The sequence below is a fragment of the Agrobacterium sp. ST15.13.013 genome, assembly GCF_027956525.1.
GTDB lineage: Bacteria > Pseudomonadota > Alphaproteobacteria > Rhizobiales > Rhizobiaceae > Agrobacterium > Agrobacterium salinitolerans.
Genome location: NZ_JAQKGP010000006.1, coordinates 125,624 through 139,501, shown reverse-complemented (window position 1 = coordinate 139,501; position 13,878 = coordinate 125,624). Strand labels below are relative to the sequence as shown.

At 58.6% G+C, this 13,878-nt stretch carries 15 protein-coding genes; 10 read left to right on the top strand and 5 right to left on the bottom strand.

Annotation, left to right across the window (positions count from 1 at the left end; all coding sequences use genetic code 11):
* The first annotated feature begins 260 nt into the window (after positions 1 to 260).
* The 4 genes from clpS (at position 261) to PL597_RS08605 (ending at position 4,408) form a co-directional block, all read left to right on the top strand.
* Positions 261 to 617 (top strand): ATP-dependent Clp protease adapter ClpS, encoded by a 357-nt coding sequence (gene clpS, locus PL597_RS08620; RefSeq protein ID WP_003502541.1) that lies wholly within the window; start codon positions 261 to 263, stop codon positions 615 to 617.
* A 10-nt stretch (positions 618 to 627) separates the two neighbouring features.
* On the top strand, positions 628 to 3,141 hold the full coding sequence (gene clpA / locus PL597_RS08615; protein WP_142912160.1) for an ATP-dependent Clp protease ATP-binding subunit ClpA: 2,514 nt from the start codon (positions 628 to 630) through the stop codon (positions 3,139 to 3,141).
* A 167-nt stretch (positions 3,142 to 3,308) separates the two neighbouring features.
* The gene (locus PL597_RS08610) at positions 3,309 to 4,067 is read left to right on the top strand and encodes an AzlC family ABC transporter permease (protein ID WP_269823995.1); all 759 of its coding nucleotides are present in this window, start codon (positions 3,309 to 3,311) and stop codon (positions 4,065 to 4,067) included.
* Entirely contained in the window at positions 4,064 to 4,408 is a 345-nt protein-coding gene (locus tag PL597_RS08605; protein WP_020810566.1) for an AzlD domain-containing protein, read from the top strand. Before PL597_RS08610 ends, PL597_RS08605 begins: the two co-directional genes overlap by 4 nt.
* Positions 4,409 to 4,420: 12 nt before the next feature.
* Here PL597_RS08605 and PL597_RS08600 read toward each other — a convergent pair whose 3' ends face one another.
* The gene (locus PL597_RS08600; RefSeq protein WP_271364965.1) at positions 4,421 to 5,284 is read right to left on the bottom strand and encodes a LysR substrate-binding domain-containing protein; all 864 of its coding nucleotides are present in this window, start codon (positions 5,282 to 5,284) and stop codon (positions 4,421 to 4,423) included.
* A gap of 110 nt (positions 5,285 to 5,394) precedes the next feature.
* Here PL597_RS08600 and PL597_RS08595 point away from each other — a divergent pair, with 110 nt between their 5' ends.
* Positions 5,395 to 6,246, top strand: coding sequence for an urea carboxylase-associated family protein (locus PL597_RS08595; protein WP_271364964.1), 852 nt, complete (start codon positions 5,395 to 5,397; stop codon positions 6,244 to 6,246).
* Positions 6,247 to 6,371: 125 nt separating this feature from the next.
* Here PL597_RS08595 and PL597_RS08590 read toward each other — a convergent pair whose 3' ends face one another.
* Genes PL597_RS08590 through PL597_RS08575 form a run of 4 tightly spaced genes read right to left on the bottom strand, consistent with a single transcriptional unit; the run spans position 6,372 to position 9,223 of the window.
* A complete protein-coding gene (locus PL597_RS08590) occupies positions 6,372 to 6,803 on the bottom strand; it encodes an HIT family protein (RefSeq protein ID WP_271364963.1) in 432 nt (143 codons plus the stop codon).
* 22 nt (positions 6,804 to 6,825) lie between these two features.
* Complete coding sequence (locus PL597_RS08585) at positions 6,826 to 8,019, bottom strand: GNAT family N-acetyltransferase (RefSeq protein ID WP_271364962.1); 1,194 nt, start codon at positions 8,017 to 8,019, stop codon at positions 6,826 to 6,828.
* Complete coding sequence (locus tag PL597_RS08580; RefSeq protein WP_271364961.1) at positions 8,016 to 8,756, bottom strand: glycerophosphodiester phosphodiesterase; 741 nt, start codon at positions 8,754 to 8,756, stop codon at positions 8,016 to 8,018. The genes PL597_RS08585 and PL597_RS08580 overlap by 4 nt, the downstream gene beginning before the upstream one ends.
* The gene (locus PL597_RS08575) at positions 8,753 to 9,223 is read right to left on the bottom strand and encodes a RidA family protein (RefSeq protein ID WP_137410241.1); all 471 of its coding nucleotides are present in this window, start codon (positions 9,221 to 9,223) and stop codon (positions 8,753 to 8,755) included. Before PL597_RS08575 ends, PL597_RS08580 begins: the two co-directional genes overlap by 4 nt.
* 116 nt (positions 9,224 to 9,339) lie before the next feature.
* Between PL597_RS08575 and PL597_RS08570 the strand changes: the two genes are divergently transcribed.
* From PL597_RS08570 to frr, 5 genes are all read left to right on the top strand, one after another.
* Positions 9,340 to 10,182, top strand: coding sequence for a cell envelope integrity EipB family protein (locus PL597_RS08570; protein WP_191217625.1), 843 nt, complete (start codon positions 9,340 to 9,342; stop codon positions 10,180 to 10,182).
* Positions 10,183 to 10,376: 194 nt separating this feature from the next.
* A complete protein-coding gene (gene rpsB, locus PL597_RS08565) occupies positions 10,377 to 11,144 on the top strand; it encodes a 30S ribosomal protein S2 (RefSeq protein WP_003496241.1) in 768 nt (255 codons plus the stop codon).
* A 358-nt stretch (positions 11,145 to 11,502) separates the two neighbouring features.
* Complete coding sequence (gene tsf, locus PL597_RS08560; RefSeq protein ID WP_077982378.1) at positions 11,503 to 12,429, top strand: translation elongation factor Ts; 927 nt, start codon at positions 11,503 to 11,505, stop codon at positions 12,427 to 12,429.
* 97 nt (positions 12,430 to 12,526) lie between these two features.
* Positions 12,527 to 13,249 (top strand): UMP kinase, encoded by a 723-nt coding sequence (gene pyrH, locus PL597_RS08555; protein ID WP_077982942.1) that lies wholly within the window; start codon positions 12,527 to 12,529, stop codon positions 13,247 to 13,249.
* 61 nt (positions 13,250 to 13,310) lie between these two features.
* Positions 13,311 to 13,868 carry a ribosome recycling factor gene (gene frr / locus PL597_RS08550; protein WP_004441558.1) on the top strand — a complete coding sequence of 186 codons (558 nt, stop codon included), beginning with the start codon at positions 13,311 to 13,313 and terminating at the stop codon, positions 13,866 to 13,868.
* The last annotated feature ends 10 nt before the right edge of the window (positions 13,869 to 13,878 follow it).

Sequence of the window (13,878 nt, the reverse complement as noted above, 5' to 3'; positions counted from 1 at the left end):
CGGCTGCGCCGCGACCTGTCGCATCCATTGGCATCGGGCTTGAAAAATGCACCTGGACGACAGGTTCGTTTTTTCCTGCGTCCTCGCTGCCCCCATATTCGCACTTTTCCCGAGGTTTGCCTCTTCGCAAACGCAATAGTGATTGCACCGTTGCGCAAGGGGCTTAAAATCGCATCTCAACGACCTAGATATGGAGAGGCGAAGTTCTCCCTCCTGGCAATCAGCTGTCGGTTTGAGAACAGTTTGGAGAATGATGAAAGATGATCGCTAAGCCGATCTACATGCAGGGCGAGGGCGAAGGGGAAGACGGCGGCGGCACCAACCGCGGAACGTCTGTTATCACCCGCGTCAAGCCGAAAACGAAAAGACCGAATTTGTACCGTGTTCTTTTACTGAATGACGATTACACTCCCATGGAATTCGTCATCCATATTCTGGAACGGTTTTTCCAGAAGGATCGCGAGGCGGCAACCCGCATCATGCTGCACGTGCACCAGCACGGCGTGGGCGAATGTGGGGTGTTTACATATGAGGTCGCAGAGACGAAAGTAAGCCAGGTCATGGATTTCGCCCGACAGCACCAGCACCCGCTGCAGTGCGTCATGGAAAAGAAATGAGGATCGCAACGTGCCAACTTTTTCCCCGAGTCTCGAGAAGGCGCTGCACCAGGCACTGACCTTTGCAAATGAGCGTCACCACGAATATGCGACGCTCGAACATCTCCTTCTGGCGCTGATCGACGACGCGGATGCCGCAGCCGTCATGGGCGCCTGCAATGTCGATCTGGATGCTCTTCGCAAGACTGTCAGCGATTACGTCGACAATGAATTGACCAACCTCGTCACCGGTTATGACGAGGATTCCAAGCCCACATCCGGCTTCCAGCGTGTCATCCAGCGGGCCGTCATCCATGTTCAATCGTCCGGCCGCGAGGAAGTGACGGGCGCGAACGTGCTTGTGGCCATTTTTGCCGAGCGCGAAAGCCATGCCGCCTATTTCCTGCAGGAACAGGAAATGACCCGTTACGACGCGGTCAACTACATCTCCCACGGCATTGGTAAGCGCCCCGGCACGTCGCAGACGCGCCCGCCGCGCGGCGCCGATGAGCCGGAAAGCGAGAACAAGCCGAACCGAAGCAATCCGGAAGAGGACGGTTCGTCCGCCAAAAAGCAGCAGGATGCTCTGAAGGCTTATTGCGTCAATCTCAACGAGAAGGCCAAGAACGGCAAGATCGACCCGTTGATCGGCCGACACGACGAGGTCAACCGCACGATCCAGATCCTCTGCCGCCGCTCCAAGAACAACCCGCTTTATGTGGGTGATCCGGGCGTGGGCAAGACGGCGATTGCCGAAGGCTTGGCCAAGCGTATCGTCGAAGGCAAGGTGCCGGAAGCGCTTGCCAATGACACCATCTTCTCTCTCGACATGGGCACGCTGCTGGCCGGCACCCGCTATCGCGGTGATTTCGAGGAGCGGCTGAAGCAGGTCGTCAAGGAACTCGAGGAGTTTCCGGGCGCGGTTCTGTTCATCGATGAAATCCACACCGTCATCGGTGCCGGCGCCACTTCCGGCGGCGCGATGGATGCATCGAACCTCTTGAAGCCTGCCTTGTCTTCTGGCGCGATCCGCTGCATCGGTTCGACCACTTATAAGGAATATCGCCAGTTCTTCGAAAAGGACCGTGCGCTCGTTCGTCGTTTTCAGAAAATCGACGTCAACGAGCCGTCGATCGATGACGCAATCGCCATCATGAAGGGCCTGAAACCCTATTTCGAGGACTACCACCACCTCAGATATTCCAACGAGGCGATCAAGGCTGCCGTCGAATTGTCGGCCCGCTATATTTCGGACCGCAAGCTGCCGGACAAGGCGATTGACGTGATCGACGAGACCGGTGCCGCACAGATGTTGCTGCCTGTTTCCAAGCGCCGCAAGCTGATCACCGAACGTGAAATCGAGGCCACCATCGCGACGATGGCCCGTATTCCCGCGAAGACGGTTTCCAAGGATGACGAGATGGTCCTCGCCAATCTTGAAAAAGAACTGCGCTCGGTCGTTTATGGTCAGGACATCGCCATTGAGGCGCTCGCCACGGCCATCAAGCTGGCGCGTGCGGGCCTGCGAGAACCGAACAAGCCAATCGGCTCCTATGTCTTTTCCGGCCCGACGGGCGTGGGCAAGACGGAAGTGGCCAAGCAGCTTGCCGCTTCGCTCGGCGTCGAGATGCTGCGCTTCGATATGTCGGAGTATATGGAGCGTCATACCGTTTCGCGCCTGCTCGGTGCGCCTCCCGGTTATGTCGGCTTCGATCAGGGCGGTCTCCTGACCGATGGCGTCGATCAGCATCCACATTCCGTGGTACTGCTGGACGAAATCGAAAAGGCGCACCCTGATATCTACAACATCCTGTTGCAGGTGATGGACCATGGCTCGCTGACCGACCATAACGGCAAGAAGATCGACTTCCGCAACGTCATCCTGATCATGACGACCAATGCGGGTGCATCCGAGATGGCGAAATCGGCGATCGGTTTCGGCTCTTCGCGCCGCACGGGAGAGGACGAAGAGGCGATCAACCGCCTGTTCACGCCGGAGTTCCGCAACCGTCTGGATGCGATCATTCCGTTCTCGCCGCTGCCGACCGCCGTTATCCACAAGGTCGTGCAGAAGTTCGTCATGCAGCTGGAAACCCAGCTGTCTGAGCGCAACGTCACCTTCGATCTGCATGAAGATGCGATCTCCTGGCTGGCGGAGAAGGGTTACGACGAGAAGATGGGCGCCCGCCCTCTGTCGCGTGTGATCCAGGAAAACATCAAGAAGCCGCTTGCCAATGAAATCCTCTTCGGCAAGCTCAAGAAGGGCGGCGTCGTCAGCGTCACCGTCGGTAAGAAGGATGACGGCTCCGAAGGTCTCATACTCGAGGTTCTGCCGGAGACCGCACCCGTGAAGCCGCAGCCGGAGGCCGAGTTGAAGGCGGCCAAATCGCCCGGCAAGGCAAAGGCCAAGACGAAACCTGCTTCCAAGGCGGCTAAGGCCAATGAAGAGGCGGATGTTCTTGTTGCCGAGGCCGACAAGTCGGACGATGACAGCAAGCCGCGGCGCAAGACCAATGCGGTGCCGAAAGTGCCGAAGAAGAAATGATCGAGGTCTTCGACCGATAAACCGATGCCGGGCGAAAGCCCGGCATTTTCATGTATTAAGCGCGTCGCGTTTTTCCCTGATGCCTGCGACGCTCTTTTTTATTTTATGCATGACGTTACCCCGAAGCTGCGGCACAGTTTCGGGTGATATGCACAAGTGGGTCAGCAATGCAGACTGCCGACAGCGATACCATCCCCATGAGTGGCTGGTTTTTCCGGGGAATGCGGGGCATATTTTCGCTGCCCTCGCTCATTCTGATGACATCTTTTGTCGGTTTCAGCGCCTTCGCGCTGGAATCCGGTGTCGCGCGCGGCGAAGCCGTCTTCATGACGCTGATGATCTGGGCCCTGCCGGCCAAGATGATCCTGATCGGCTCCATGGTCGGCGGCGCCAATCTTGCTGCCTGCTTTCTGGCGGTGACGCTGTCGTCGGTCCGGATGATGCCGATGGTCGCCTCCATCGTTCCGGAAATGCGCGGTGCGAAGACGCCGACATGGATTTTGCTGTTTCTGTCGCATTTCGTTGCGATCACGGCCTGGGTCTTTGCTACGCAGAACCTCTCCAGGGTGCCGCGTGAAGCCCGCGCCGCCTGGTTCGCTGGTTTTGGCATGACGCTCACCGTGGTCAATGCCATCATCGTCGGCCTGTGTTACGGCGTCGTCGCCGCCTTTCCACCACTCGTCGCCGGCGTGCTGTTTTTTCTCACACCGGTCTATTTCGTGGCATCGATCTGGGCTTCGGCCCGTCATTCCGTCGTCAAGGTCGCCTTCGTCATCGGCGTCATCGCCGGGCCCGCCTTCGCGGTCATCGCACCGGAATTCGATATTCTCTATGCCGGGATAGGCGGGGGCACGGCTGCCTATCTGATCGACCGCCTCGTGTTCCGCCGCCGGATAAAACCCGTCTCACCGGAGAGCGAACCATGATGACCGAACATTGGTGGGCGCCCTATCTCTTCATCGCGATTGCCGGCTGGCTGGCGACCGATCTCTGGCGGTGGCTCGGCGTTCTCGCCGGTAACCGCCTGAAGGAGGATTCCGAAGCGCTGCACTGGGTGAGGGCGGTCGCCACGGCGCTCGTCATGGCCGTCACCGCCAAGCTGATCGTCTTTCCAACCGGAACGCTGGAAGCATCCCCCCTGTGGCTGCGCATCGGCGCTGCCGCACTCGGTTTCATCGCATTTCTGATGGCAGGCCAGCGGGTCATCGTCGGTGTGGCGGTGCCGATCCTGCTTCTGGCGGGTGGGTTGTTCGCGCTCGGTTTCTGAGATTGGTTTACGTCAGAGACCGCTCCGTTGGGCTTCCGCAACAAGCCAATCCGCAAGAAGTCTAGCCGGTGCGGTCATCTCGTCTGCTTCCATCAGCCAGTAATATTTCTCCGTATCCGTCGCCCGATCGAAGAGCACGATCAGTTGACCTTCGGCGATCTCTTTGTGAAACAGCGCCGTCGGGCAGAGGCCAATGCCTTGACCGGCTTTGAGCGCGGTCACGAGCAGATTGAAATCCGCAAAAACCGGACCGGCGTTATCGGGCAGGGATATTCCCCCGGCTGCGAACCAGTTCTGCCAAGCCGCCTCGGTGTCGTCATGCAGCAATTCCGCTCCTAAGAGGCTGTCAATATTGTCGAAAGGACCGAATTTAGCGACATAGCCCGGCGCGCATGTCGGTCGCGTCTCTGCGCTGAAAAGCGCGACCGCATTTTCCCCGGACGCGACGCCATGCCCTATGGTGAGATCGGCCGGTATTGCTTGATGCGCACCGGAATAGCTGATGGATACCTGTATATCGGGGTAAAGCGCCCGAAAGCGAGGCAGGCGGGGCGTCAGAAAATGCGCGACGACCGAGGGCAGGCTGGCAAGGCGAACGGTCATGCGGTCACGGCCCTGACGGATCCGGGCGGCGCCAGAGGCAATCTGGCGTAGGGCAGTCGAAACCGTCGTGCCGAATTCCTTTCCGGCCGGGGTAAGCCTCACACCCCTCGCATGCCGCTCGAACAGCGCTACACCGAGCCATGCCTCCAGATTGCGCACATGCTGGCTGACGGCAGTTGCCGTCATGCCGAGTTCCTGCGCAGCCAGAGAAAAACTCGTTCTTCTGGCTGCGGCTTCGAATGCCCGGAGGGTGGTGAGCGGCGGTAATTTCATGGTGTCTCAAGGGTAAGTAAGACTTGGCCTGAGCGCAAGAAAAACCCGTCTTGTCAGGCGCGCACACATGGCGCAATTTCGCCTCGAGATTTTGATTGCTCGAGGATTTCATGACCCCCTTGACCGCCACCGAACCCGTCGACGCCGCTGAACGCCGCGCCGTCCGTCCTGTTGTCGTTTATCCGAACGGGACGCTTGAAATGCCGGACCTTGCACGTCTGGAAGAAGCCAAACGAAGCATGGAAAAGATCGATGAGGTCATCGTGCCGCCGCGTGACGGCCGCACCTTCAACGTGCCGAAGGGGCATTTCTTTCGCATCGTAAGCGTTGAAGGTCCGCAGGTCGGAGACCTGAACCTCTGGAACGCCCATGATCTGACCGAGCGGTTTTTCAGCGGCAAGACCCGCGCCCTGCACGCCACCCATGTTTCGGTCGGCAACCGGCTGTGGAGCAACCTGCCGTCCCTGCGGCCGATGGCGACGATCACCCATGACACGCTATCGTGGTACGGTTTCGATGAAGACGGCGGCGGTGTGCATGACGTAATCGGCACACGCTGCGATCCCTATACCAACAAGCTCCTGAGCGGCGGCGATTACCACCATTGCTGCCATTCCAATCTGACCAATGCGCTGGCCTCCGCGAGGGGCCTGTCATTCCGGCAGGCGGAACCGCATGTGCATGACGTCCTCAATGTCTTCATGTGCACGGGTTTCACCCGCGACACACGCCAATATTTCATGAAGGCGAGCCCGGTGCGTCCGGGTGATTATCTGGAGCTTTTCGCCGAGATCGATCTTATCGGCGCGCTTTCCGCCTGTCCGGGCGGTGATTGCAGCGCCACGCATTCAAGCGATACGGCGGCCTGTTATCCGCTGAAGGTGGAAATATTCCGGCCCGATATGACGGCGCTTGAAGGCTGGCCGTGGCCGGAGAGGAATGCTTACCGCTCTCCGGAATGATCAGTCCGAAAACCGCTCCTGCGTCATGCTCGGGCCTGTCCCGAGCATTTGCAACCGATTGATTTCCGATACGAGGTTGGGTCCTCGGCGCAAGGCCGAGGATAAAGTCGCATACCAGGCAACCATCACGAAGCAAGCGCGGCCTTTATCTTCTCCGCGTGGGCCCTCAATATGTCGCCATCGGCCATCACGCCGGAATGCGGCTTCAGCGGCTCGCCTTCCTTGCGCGGAATGACGTGGAAATGCAGATGGAAAACGGTCTGGCCAGCCGCCGGCTCGTTGAACTGCGCGATGAAGACGCCATCGGCATCGAAGGCTTCCTTTGCCGCCACCGCCAGTTTCTGCACGACGGGAATGGTTCTCGCCAGCACTTCCGGGTCGGCATCGAGCAGGTTGCGGGAGCCGGTTTTGGGAACCACCAGCAGATGGCCGGGGGCCTGCGGCATCACATCCATGAAAGCAAGCGTGTGCTCGTCCTCGTAAAGCTTGTGGCTCGGAATTTCGCCGCGCAGGATTTTTGCGAAGATATTGTTGTCGTCATAGGCGCTGGCCGTCATCGTGATCTCTCCTCATGGCGGACTATACGTCCGGTTCCTGTCTCTCGCCCCTGCGGAAGGGCGTGTGTTCATCAAGATAATCGCCGATATGCTCGACTTCCTCACGCTCACGCTGAAGATAATCGGCAATGGCGCGGCGCAGGCCCGGATGGACAATGAAATGCGCCGAGTGGGTGGTGACCGGCATGTAACCGCGCGCCAACTTGTGTTCGCCCTGGGCGCCGGCCTCCACGCGTTTCAATCCTCTGGAAAGCGCGAAATCGATTGCCTGATGATAACAGACCTCGAAATGCAGGAAGGGATGATCCTCGATGCAGCCCCAGTGGCGGCCGTAAAGCGCGTCCGAGCCGATGAAATTGATCGCACCGGCAATATAACGTCCCTCGCGTTTCGCCATCACCAGCAGCACATCATCGGCCATGCGTTCGCCGATCAGCGAATAAAACTCCCGGGTCAGATATGGCCGGCCCCATTTGCGACTGCCGGTATCCATATAGAAGGCGAAGAACTGGTCCCAGATATCCTCGGTCAGGTCGCTTCCCGTCAGCCAGTCGATCTCGATGCCTTTTTCGAGTGCGGCGCGGCGTTCCTTTTTCAGGCCCTTGCGCTTGCGCGAGGAAAGGGCGCCAAGAAAATCATCGTGGTCGCGATAACCGTCATTAATGAAGTGGAACTGCTGGTCAGTCCTGTGCAGGAAATCGCGGGGCAGAAGGGCGGACAGATCGCCCTCTTCCAGAAATGTCACATGTGCCGAGGAGACGCCGATCTTCTCCGTCACCTGGGCAAGACCGGAGGCCAGTAACGTCTTGAATCGGGTCTCGTCCTCGATTTCTGAAACGAGCAGACGTGGCCCGGTTGCGGGTGTGAAGGGCACTGAACATTGCAGTTTAGGGTAATAATGCCCGCCCGCGCGTTCGAAAGCATCCGCCCAGCCGTGGTCAAAGACATATTCGCCCTTGCTGTGGTTCTTCAGATAGGCCGGCACCGCGCCGACGAGAACACCGGAGGCGTTTTCGAGAAGCAGATGATGCCCGAGCCAGCCGGTTTTGGCAGTCGCCGACCCAGATTCTTCCATGGATGATAAAAATTCATGGGAAATAAAGGGGTTGTAGATTTTTCCTGACGTATTGCGCGAGGTTCCGGAAAGCCGTTTCCAGCTTTCCGGATCGATATCCCTGAAGGATTGCGCAATGCTGATGGAATAGTCTTCTGTCATGCCGTAGCGGATGGGTTCTCTCTCGGGTCGAAACCTTCGAATGTCATCTGGTCCGCATATTTATAAGTAGTCGCGCGCGCATTTTCATCCCTGACCGTCCAGGTAATCACCGGAACCCCGAGTTTTCTTTGCGCTTCGATGAAGCTGTTGGGCAGATGACCCCAATGATAGGAAATGAAATCGAGCCCCATCTGCATCGCTTCGTCATGTTTAAAGAAGTCCTCCGGCTTGTCGCCTTCGGCCGTGAGCCCGAGCGGCCAGGGCGAGCCGGCCGCCTTCAGATCTCTCAGCAGATGGTGGTCGAAGCTCATCAGCGCGACGTGGCCCTTATAGCCCTCGAGGTCTTCCAGCACCGCCTCGGCAAAACCGTCGTCGACGCCTTCGCCTTCGCGGCCCTTCAGCTCGATGACGAGCGGCACCTTGCCGGCGCAGAGCACCAGAAGTTGCTTGAGGGTAGGGACGCGATCTTTGGTTTGCCCAACGGAAAGCATCGCCAGCTCCGCCGAGGTGCGTTCACGCACATCGCCTTTGATGCCGGTCAGCCTCTCCAGGTCGTGGTCGTGGAAAACCACCGGCACGCTGTCCGCTGCCAGCTGAACGTCGCATTCGATGGCGAAACCGGCTTCGACGGCGCGGGAAAACGCGGAAAGCGTGTTTTCCCAGACCGCCTTGTTGAGATCATGATAACCGCGATGGGCGACGGGCTGAGCCGTCAACCAGGAGAGTTTCAGCGTCATACGTCGATTTCCACGATGGCGTCGATTTCGACAGCGGCATTGAAGGGCAGGCAAGCCATGCCGACGGCGGCGCGGGCGTGTTTGCCGGGCTCACCGAGAACATTGGCAATGAGATTGGAAGCGCCGTTGATGACAAGGTGCTGCTCCACGAACTCCGGAACCGACGCGACAAAGCCATTCAGCTTGATGACACGACGGATTTTCGAGAGATCGCCATTCAAAGCGGCCTTGACCTGTGCGAGAATGTTGACGGCGCATAATTCTGCCGCGCGCTGGGCGCTGGCAACGTCGACATCACGGCCAACAAGGCCCGTCACCGCAATCTTGCCCGATTCCATCGGCAGTTGACCTGATACATAAAGAAGATTGCCGCTGATGGTGAACGGAACGTAGTTTGCGGCTGGTGCTGCGGCGACAGGAAGCGTAAAGCCGAGTTCCTTGAGGCGGCCTTCGATGACGTCAGACATTTTCGTCTCCGGTTTTGTTGTAAATCCTTCAAGAATCCGGCATTCAGAAGATGTTGATCCAAAAGCCGGGTGGTTGCTTGTACAATATGAGCAGCGAGTCCAACAGGAGATATTGCATGTTTGTCAGGACGCTGGGTTTCGTTGCCGCAACAGGGCTTATGACCGGCCTGTCAAACGCTGCCAATGCCTTGCCCGTCGCGGTTCCTGATCTCGTATCGCACCGCGCCGTCTACGATCTCGAACTCAAGGATGCGTCTGACCGTTCCGGCATCGAGGGCATGACCGGCCGCATGGTCTATGAATTCACCGGCTCTGCCTGTCAGGGTTACAAGACGGATTTCCGTTTCGTGACGCAGATCAACACTGGCGACGCCGTGCGCATGACCGACCAGCAGACCACCACCTTCGAAGATCTCGCGGCCAAGAAATTTACCTTCGAGACCAAGTCCTACACCGACGACAAGCTGGACAAGGAAGTGCAGGGGGCGGCGATCGACGGCACTGACGGCGTGAAGGTCGATCTGACCCGGCCGGATGCCCGCCAGGTCAGCCTCGTCGCCAGCGAATTCCCGACGCAGCATATGTTTCAGGTGATCGAACATGCAAAGCAGGGAAAACGCATCTTCGAATCCCGCATTTTCGACGGTTCCGATGATGGCGATGAAAGCCTGATCACGTCCACCCTGGTCGGCAAGTCGCAGATGCCGAAGGATGGCGATGCCGATGCCGGCAAGGCTGGCGAATTCGCCAAAGCGGCATTCTGGCCGGTGACCATCGCCTATTATAACGACAAGACCGGCACCGACGCCCTGCCGATTTACCGCATGTCGTTCAAGCTTTACGAAAACGGAATCACCCGTGATCTGACGATGGATTACGGCGATTTCGTTCTGACGGGAAAGCTCGCCAAGCTCGATATTCTCAAGCCAGAAACCTGCGAAAACAAGCCGGTTCGCTGAAACGCGGGCCGTTCTCGCGGTTTTTTTGCATAAATGCTTGCATTTTCATGCGGGCGACTGTATGCGGCTCACCATTCCACACGCGAAGCTTGGGATGTTCCGGGAGAAATCCGGTTCGTTCCGCCCGGTGGTGTCGATGAAAAGTCGGCGCTGTTCGCTTCGCGGGGGTTAAACCGGAAAAGGAGTAACAAGGCATGGCATTGCCCGATTTTTCTATGCGCCAGCTTCTGGAAGCTGGTGTTCACTTCGGCCACCAGACGCACCGCTGGAACCCGAAGATGAAGCCGTACATCTTCGGCGACCGTAACAACATCCACATCATCGACCTGGCTCAGACCGTTCCGATGCTGTCGCGCGCCCTTCAGGTCGTGTCCGACACCGTCGCTCGTGGCGGCCGCGTTCTGTTCGTCGGCACCAAGCGTCAGGCGTCCGAAATCATTGCCGACAGCGCAAAGCGTTCGGCCCAGTACTACGTCAACTCCCGCTGGCTCGGCGGCATGATGACCAACTGGAAGACCATCTCCAACTCGATCCAGCGCCTGCGCAAGGTCGACGAGATCCTGAACTCGGAAGCTTCCGGCTACTCCAAGAAGGAACGCCTGAACCTTGAGCGCGAGCGCGAAAAGCTCGAAAAGGCTCTCGGCGGTATCCGCGATATGGGCGGCGTACCTGACCTGATGTTCATCATCGACACCAACAAGGAAAAGATCGCAATCGAAGAAGCCAAGCGTCTTGGCATTCCGGTCGTTGCGATCATCGACAGCAACTGCGACCCTGACCATATCGACTACCCGATCCCGGGTAACGACGATGCTTCGCGCGCCATCTCGCTTTACTGCGACCTGATCGCCCGCGCCGCCATCGATGGTATCGCACGTCAGCAGGGCGCTTCCGGCCGCGACATCGGCGCTTCCGAAGAAGCTCCGATCGAGCCCGCTCTCGAAGACGAGGCTGGCGCCTGATCTAGGCCCTGTCTGGCGGCGATTTCTTAATCGCCGTCTCCTCGACCAGGATATGACAAGGCCGTCAAAGACCTTCAATGGGTTGACGGCCTTGTTCGTTTCTAACCGCTCCGCCATGTTTTTTTAAAAACCGCAGGCGTCCGATGTGGTTGGAACGGTAGGCAGTCTTCATAACGCTGTCACACTAGAGCGGCACCCATCATTTCGATGTTTGGCGACGCCGCAGCACTTGGGAATGCGCATGCCCCTTGCCGGACTTCCGGGTTTCAAAGGGTGTGCGGCCGGGTACAGTCATCACCCAGAACTTCGGCACGGCGAATTCAGCCGGCTGACCGATCGAACCGATAAGAGGCACACAATGACCGAAATCACAGCCGCAATGGTGAAGGAACTGCGCGAAAAGTCTGGCGCAGGCATGATGGACTGCAAGAAGGCTCTTGCTGAGACCAATGGCGACATGGAAGCGGCAATCGACTGGCTGCGCGCCAAGGGCATCGCAAAGGCCGACAAGAAGTCCGGCCGCACGGCTGCCGAAGGTCTGGTCGGTGTCGCCACCATGGGTCACAAGGCTGTTGTCGTTGAGCTGAACTCCGAAACCGACTTCGTTGCCCGCAACGATGCGTTTCAGGACCTCATCCGCGGTATCGCCCAGGTCGCCCTCACCACCGATGGCACCGTTGACGCCGTTTCCGCCGCCACCTACCCGGCAACCGGCAAGTCCGTTGCCGACAGCATCAAGGACGCAATCGCCACCATCGGTGAGAACATGACGCTGCGCCGCTCGGCTGCACTCGAAGTGCCGCACGGCGTTGTTGCGACCTACATTCACAACGCTGCCGGCGACGGCATCGGCAAGCTCGGCGTTCTCGTTGCCCTGAAGTCGGAAGGCGACAAGGCCGTTCTGAACTCCATCGGCCGTCAGGTTGCCATGCACATCGCTGCGACCAACCCGCTCGCCATCCGCGCTGAAGAAGTTGACGCCGCTGTTGCCGAGCGCGAGCGCAACGTCTTCATCGAACAGGCCCGCGAATCCGGCAAGCCGGAAGCCATCATCGAAAAGATGGTTGATGGCCGCATGCGCAAGTTCTTCGAAGAAGTCGCCCTTCTGTCGCAGGCTTTCGTTATCAACCCTGACCTGACCGTCGGCGACGCCGTCAAGGCAGCCGAAAAGGAAGCCGGCGCTTCCATCGAAGTGACGGGCATGGTTCGCCTGCTGCTCGGCGAAGGCGTCGAAAAGGAAGAAAGCGATTTCGCAGCGGAAGTCGCAGCCGTCGCCAAGGGCTGATTATATTTACCCAATCTTGGGAAAACGGGAGGGCATCGCGTGACAACGCGGTGCCCTTCGTGTATCCGCGTTTCGGTTACATTTCCGAGGAGTCATGATGTCTTCCAAGCCGATCTACAAACGTGTTCTTCTCAAGGCTTCCGGTGAAGCCCTTATGGGTGATCAGGGTTTCGGTATCGATGTGGCGGTGGCTGACCGCATCGCTTCCGATATCGCGCAGGCGAGGGCGATGGGCGTCGAAGTCGGTGTTGTCGTCGGCGGCGGCAATATTTTCCGCGGTGTCGCCGTGGCCTCCAAGGGCGGCGACCGCGTTACCGGCGACCATATGGGCATGCTGGCGACCGTCATCAACGCGCTGGCGCTCGCAACCTCGCTACGCAAGCTCAGCATCGATACCGTCGTTCTTTCCGCAATCGCCATGCCTGAAATCTGTGAAAGCTTCTCGCAACGTGCGGCGCTCCATCATCTCGCGCAGGGGCGCGTGGTGATTTTCGCCGGCGGTACGGGCAACCCGTTCTTCACCACTGATTCCGCTGCTGCACTGCGCGCGGCGGAAATGGGCGCCGAAGCGATCTTCAAGGGCACGCAGGTGGACGGCATCTATTCCGCCGATCCGAAGAAGGACCCGACGGCGACCCGTTTCGACGAACTGACCCACAGTGAAGTGCTCGGCAAGGGGCTGGCGGTTATGGACGTCGCCGCCGTTGCGCTGGCCCGCGAAAACCACATTCCGATCATTGTTTTCTCAATCCACGAGAAGGGCGGTTTTGCGCAGATATTGACCGGCGGCGGCCGCAAGACCATCGTGCACGACAAATAATCAAAACGATGCCGCCTCAAGGGGCGATTACGGCCGCTGGCCGACAAGATGGAGTATCAAGATGAGTGGTGTTGACCTCAACGATATCAAGCGCCGTATGGATGGCGCCATCAATGCGTTCAAGAGCGATATCGCGTCGCTGCGCACCGGCCGCGCCTCGGCCAATATTCTCGATCCGGTCACCGTCGACGCCTATGGCTCGCGTGTGCCGCTCAACCAGGTGGCCAACATCACAGTTCCGGAACCGCGCATGCTCGGCGTCAACATCTGGGACAAGTCGATGGTCAACGCCGTCGACCGTGCGATCCGCGAATCCAATCTCGGCCTCAACCCCATCGTCGACGGCCAGAACCTGCGCATTCCTCTGCCTGAACTCAACGAGGAGCGCCGCAAATCGCTCGTGAAGGTCGCCCATGATTATGCCGAAAAGTCCAAGGTGGCGATTCGCCATGTGCGTCGTGATGGCATGGATGGTCTGAAAAAAGCCGAAAAGGACGGTGACATCGGTCAGGACGAAAGCCGTGGACAGTCGGAAAAGGTTCAGAAAATGACCGATGACACGATTTCGGAAATTGACCGCTTGCTTGCCGAGAAGGAAAAGGAAATCATGCAGGTCTGACATCGTTCGC

What these genes read in the sequence shown, in the direction of transcription:
- clpS (WP_003502541.1), top strand. Translation starts at nt 261, where the DNA reads ATGATCGCTAAGCCGATCTACATGCAGGGCGAGGGCGAAGGGGAAGAC.
- PL597_RS08610 (WP_269823995.1), top strand. Translation starts at nt 3,309, where the DNA reads ATGCAGACTGCCGACAGCGATACCATCCCCATGAGTGGCTGGTTTTTC.
- PL597_RS08605 (WP_020810566.1), top strand. Translation starts at nt 4,064, where the DNA reads ATGATGACCGAACATTGGTGGGCGCCCTATCTCTTCATCGCGATTGCC.
- PL597_RS08600 (WP_271364965.1), bottom strand. Translation starts at nt 5,284, where the DNA reads ATGAAATTACCGCCGCTCACCACCCTCCGGGCATTCGAAGCCGCAGCC.
- PL597_RS08595 (WP_271364964.1), top strand. Translation starts at nt 5,395, where the DNA reads ATGACCCCCTTGACCGCCACCGAACCCGTCGACGCCGCTGAACGCCGC.
- PL597_RS08590 (WP_271364963.1), bottom strand. Translation starts at nt 6,803, where the DNA reads ATGACGGCCAGCGCCTATGACGACAACAATATCTTCGCAAAAATCCTG.
- PL597_RS08585 (WP_271364962.1), bottom strand. Translation starts at nt 8,019, where the DNA reads ATGACAGAAGACTATTCCATCAGCATTGCGCAATCCTTCAGGGATATC.
- PL597_RS08580 (WP_271364961.1), bottom strand. Translation starts at nt 8,756, where the DNA reads ATGACGCTGAAACTCTCCTGGTTGACGGCTCAGCCCGTCGCCCATCGC.
- PL597_RS08575 (WP_137410241.1), bottom strand. Translation starts at nt 9,223, where the DNA reads ATGTCTGACGTCATCGAAGGCCGCCTCAAGGAACTCGGCTTTACGCTT.
- PL597_RS08570 (WP_191217625.1), top strand. Translation starts at nt 9,340, where the DNA reads ATGTTTGTCAGGACGCTGGGTTTCGTTGCCGCAACAGGGCTTATGACC.
- rpsB (WP_003496241.1), top strand. Translation starts at nt 10,377, where the DNA reads ATGGCATTGCCCGATTTTTCTATGCGCCAGCTTCTGGAAGCTGGTGTT.
- tsf (WP_077982378.1), top strand. Translation starts at nt 11,503, where the DNA reads ATGACCGAAATCACAGCCGCAATGGTGAAGGAACTGCGCGAAAAGTCT.
- pyrH (WP_077982942.1), top strand. Translation starts at nt 12,527, where the DNA reads ATGTCTTCCAAGCCGATCTACAAACGTGTTCTTCTCAAGGCTTCCGGT.
- frr (WP_004441558.1), top strand. Translation starts at nt 13,311, where the DNA reads ATGAGTGGTGTTGACCTCAACGATATCAAGCGCCGTATGGATGGCGCC.